Raw genomic sequence first — 3,883 nt, forward strand, 5'->3', positions numbered from 1 at the left:
AGGAAAAGGAGGAGGTATGGCGGTTACCATATATATAAAAGAAGGATGTCCATATTCTGTGGCTTTGAAGAGGCATCTGGACAGGCAGGGGACTAAATATAAAGAAATCGACGTGGTGAAAAATCCGGAGTTTCAAACAGAGTTAATCAAGCTGGCAGGGAAAAAAGCGGTCCCGGTGATGGTTGAAGACGGAAAGGTGACAATCGGGTTTGGAGGGGCTTGAGGTTTTTAAATTCCAGCAGTTGCTGGAGAATAGGAACGTGTGCTCTCCGTTGGTGTCCCCACCAACGGAGCCTCGTTGGTCAGGAGACTAACAAGGAGCAAACGCTTAAAGGCTCAAAGGTAAGACGTGAAAAGGAAGATGTGAGACGAGGTTTGTAGCGTCGTCGGGCTTTATGCCCGACGTTCCCTCTCCTTTGTAAGGAGAGGGAGAGGTTAAATGTAGCGGAAGGCTTTAGCCTTCCATAAAAAGATGGAGGTCTGAAGACCTCCGCTACAAAAAAATCAATAGAGAAAATATTGGTGTGACCGTCGGGTCCCCTGACCCGACGGCAGCGAATTCACTTGCCAGGTTGGGGGACCTGGCAAGCACAGAACGTAAGAAAGAAAAATAGGAAAATATGGATTTGAGTTTAATCGACATTAACTGGCAGGTGATAACCCCGCAAATTGTGCTAGCTGTTTTTGGATTTCTGCTACTGCTTTTGGAGGCTTTTCTGCCAAAGGACAAGAAAAGGATTTTACCGCATCTTGCCTGGATAGGCATTGCCCTTTCTTTCTTTTTCTCGGTAAATCTGTTTGGCTTGAAGCTTTCAGCATTTAACGGGATGGCGCTGGCTGACAATTTCGCTCTGTTTTTCTCCTTCATTTTCCTGGTAAGCTCTTTTTTAGTGGTGCTTCTCTCTTTAAGCTATCTTAAAAGAGAGGAAGAGGTAAGAGGGGACTATTACGCGCTGGTCCTTTTTGCCACCCTGGGTATGATGCTGATGGCTTCCAGTTTCGACCTGATAGTCATCTTCCTTGGGCTGGAGATAGTCTCCGTTTCCCTTTATATCTTGTCCGGTTTCAGGAAGAAAGATCCGAAGTCGAACGAAGCCTCGATGAAGTTTTTCCTGATGGGCTCTTTTGCCACCAGTTTCCTGATCTTCGGCATCGCCTTGATTTATGGGAATTTCGGCACGACCAATTTAGAGAAGATCTTGTTCTTAGCTCCTTTCAGCGGCGTTTTTGCAGGTACAAGCGAGCTTCTGCTTTATGCCGGGATCGGGCTTTTAATCGTGGGATTCGGGTTCAAAATCGCCTCTGTTCCTTTTCATATGTGGATGCCGGACGTTTTTGAGGGCGCGCCTACGCCGATTGCAGGATTCATCTCTGCGGGTCCAAAGGCAGCTGGATTTGCCGCTCTTTTGCGGATTTTCCTCTTAGCTTTTTCCTCGATCAAGCCTGACTGGACTTTGATCTTCTGGATTTTAGCTGTTTTGTCCATGACTACCGGGAATCTTTTAGCCTTATGGCAAACCAATCTGAAAAGGCTTTTAGCTTACTCCTCAATCGCTCACGCGGGATATATTCTGATCGCTTTCGTATCAGGCAGCAATTCAGCCATATCCGGAGTTTTGTTCTACCTGTCCGCATATATACTGATGAACCTGGGTGCCTTTGCAGTTATCATCTCCATGGGGTCAAAGGAAAAAGAAGGGACTGACCTTTATAAAGAATATGCCGGAGCAGGAGTCAAAAACCCGTTCTTAGGTGTTTTTATGGCTATCTTTATGCTTTCCTTAGCAGGGTTTCCTCCCTTTGCTGGATTCTTTGCCAAGTTCTATATCTTCAGTTCAGCAATAAAATCAGGCTATCTGGGATTGGTGATAATCGCAGTGATAAACAGTTTGATCTCAGTATATTATTATCTAAGAGTGATTGTCTATATGTTCATGCGACCGGCAGAAGAAGATGTTAAGCCGGTTTCCATACCATTCTCCTTGGGGTTGGTTATATTATTAACCGGGATAGGGATTTTAGCTCTGGGGATTCTCCCTCAACCCCTTTTAGATTTAGCCTACCATTCGATTTTTTAGTTTTATGGAGTGCAAGAGCTTGCTCTTGCTGACATCTTACAGGACGCATCGACAAGCTGATGCGCTCCATATTCGCTTATAGAGACGCATTGCTATGCGTCTCTATTTTCTTTTCAGCTTGACAAACTTAAAAAAACCATTAGGTTAACTTGAGACAAGACAACACAACTGCTCTCTTAAACAAAGGAGGATTCATGACCAAGTTGCTTTTAACTTTCCTGTCGGTCTTATTCTTCGCTTTGCCTCTTTTTGCACAGTCAGTTGATACTGCCTGGGTGAGAAGATACAATGGACCAACTAACGAAAGAGATGAGATTTGTGACATTGCAGTGGACGGCTCTGGAAATATCTATGTAAGTGGCAGGAGTAACTATGACCACTTCGACTATCTCACCATAAAGTATTATCCAACCGGCGATACTGCCTGGATAAGAAGATATGGTGGAAGTTCAGAAGAATCGGCTACTGCTATGGCTTTGGATGGCTATGGTAATGTGTATGTTGCTGGATATAGTGATAACGCAGGAACAGGCTTTGATTATACTACCATAAAGTACGACCAGGATGGAAATTTTGTCTGGGCAAAAACATACAATGGAACTGCGAATGCCAATGATTTTGTCAAGGCTATAGCGGTTGATGATTCTGGCAATGTTTATGTAACTGGAGAAAGCAAAAACAGCGGAACCGAGAACGATTATGCGACTATAAAGTATTATCCCAATGGGGATACTGCCTGGGTCAGAAAATATATAGGGATTTACGATGAAAAGGCTTTTGCTATAGCTTGTGATGATTCTGGTAACGTCTTCGTGACCGGACAAAGCGCTACCATTTTGACACATTACGACTATGCAACTATCAAATACAAACCGAATGGTGATACTGCCTGGGTGAGAAGATACAATGGGCCTCGAGACTCTATGGATGTCGCTTTGAGAATAGCCCTTGATGGCTCAGGCAATGTTTATGTTGCTGGAGCAAGCACCGGCATCGGGACAGGTCTGGACTATTTAACTATAAAGTATAGTCCATCCGGAAATCAACTTTGGGCAAATAGATATGACGGACCAGGTAGTGGTTTTGATGTGGTTATGTCTATAGCTGTAGATGCTTCTGGAAATGCCTATGTCACTGGACAAAGTATGGGTGATACATCCACAGGTAATGATATTGCTACGATAAAGTATAATCCCAATGGCGATACTAGATGGGTGAGAAGATACAACAGGCCACACCACTGTGGGGATAACGCCTTTGACTTGGCCATAGACAATAAGGGTAACACCTACGTCACAGGTTTTACTATATGCACTAACGACCCACCCAGATGGGACTATGCTACCATAAAATATGATTCTATTGGAAATCTGCTCTGGGATAAAATATATGATGGACCAGCCAGTGATAGCGATAAGGCTTATTCCATAGTTGTAGACGACTCGGATTATGTGTATGTGACCGGGATAAGTTGGGGCAGTGGAACATACTCTGACTATGCCACTATAAAATATGTTCAGTTTCTGCGGGGCGATGCTAACAACGATAAGAAGGTGACTATCGCGGATATAGTCTATCTGGTGAGCTATCTTTTCAAGCACGGTCCTGCTCCATCTCCGATTCAGTCTGGAGATGCTAATTGTGATGGCAAAGTCACAGTCGCAGATATTGTTTACTTGGTGGCTTATCTTTTCAAACATGGGCCGGCACCGTGCATATAATAAAAACAATGACGGATGACTAATAACGAATGATGGATAAAAGACGGAAGAAAAAGATAAAGCAGGTTTGGTAGAGACGCATAG

General features: G+C 44.0%; 3 protein-coding genes. All 3 read left to right on the forward strand.

Features of this window, described 5'->3' with window-relative positions; all coding sequences use genetic code 11:
- Positions 1-223: glutaredoxin family protein (locus MUP17_04730; GenBank protein ID MCJ7458275.1), on the forward strand; the 223-nt coding region annotated here is incomplete at its 5' end.
- 397 nt (positions 224-620) lie between these two features.
- The gene (locus MUP17_04735; protein ID MCJ7458276.1) at positions 621-2,078 is read left to right on the forward strand and encodes an NADH-quinone oxidoreductase subunit N; all 1,458 of its coding nucleotides are present in this window, start codon (positions 621-623) and stop codon (positions 2,076-2,078) included.
- 194 nt (positions 2,079-2,272) lie between these two features.
- Complete coding sequence (locus tag MUP17_04740) at positions 2,273-3,799, forward strand: SBBP repeat-containing protein (protein MCJ7458277.1); 1,527 nt, start codon at positions 2,273-2,275, stop codon at positions 3,797-3,799.
- The last annotated feature ends 84 nt before the right edge of the window (positions 3,800-3,883 follow it).

The organism is Candidatus Zixiibacteriota bacterium (assembly GCA_022865345.1).
Taxonomy (GTDB): Bacteria; Zixibacteria; MSB-5A5; order MSB-5A5; family RBG-16-43-9; genus RBG-16-43-9.

Excerpts from the sequence above, each read along its gene's own strand:
- MUP17_04735 (MCJ7458276.1), top strand. The coding sequence starts at position 621 with ATGGATTTGAGTTTAATCGACATTAACTGGCAGGTGATAACCCCGCAA.
- MUP17_04740 (MCJ7458277.1), top strand. The coding sequence starts at position 2,273 with ATGACCAAGTTGCTTTTAACTTTCCTGTCGGTCTTATTCTTCGCTTTG.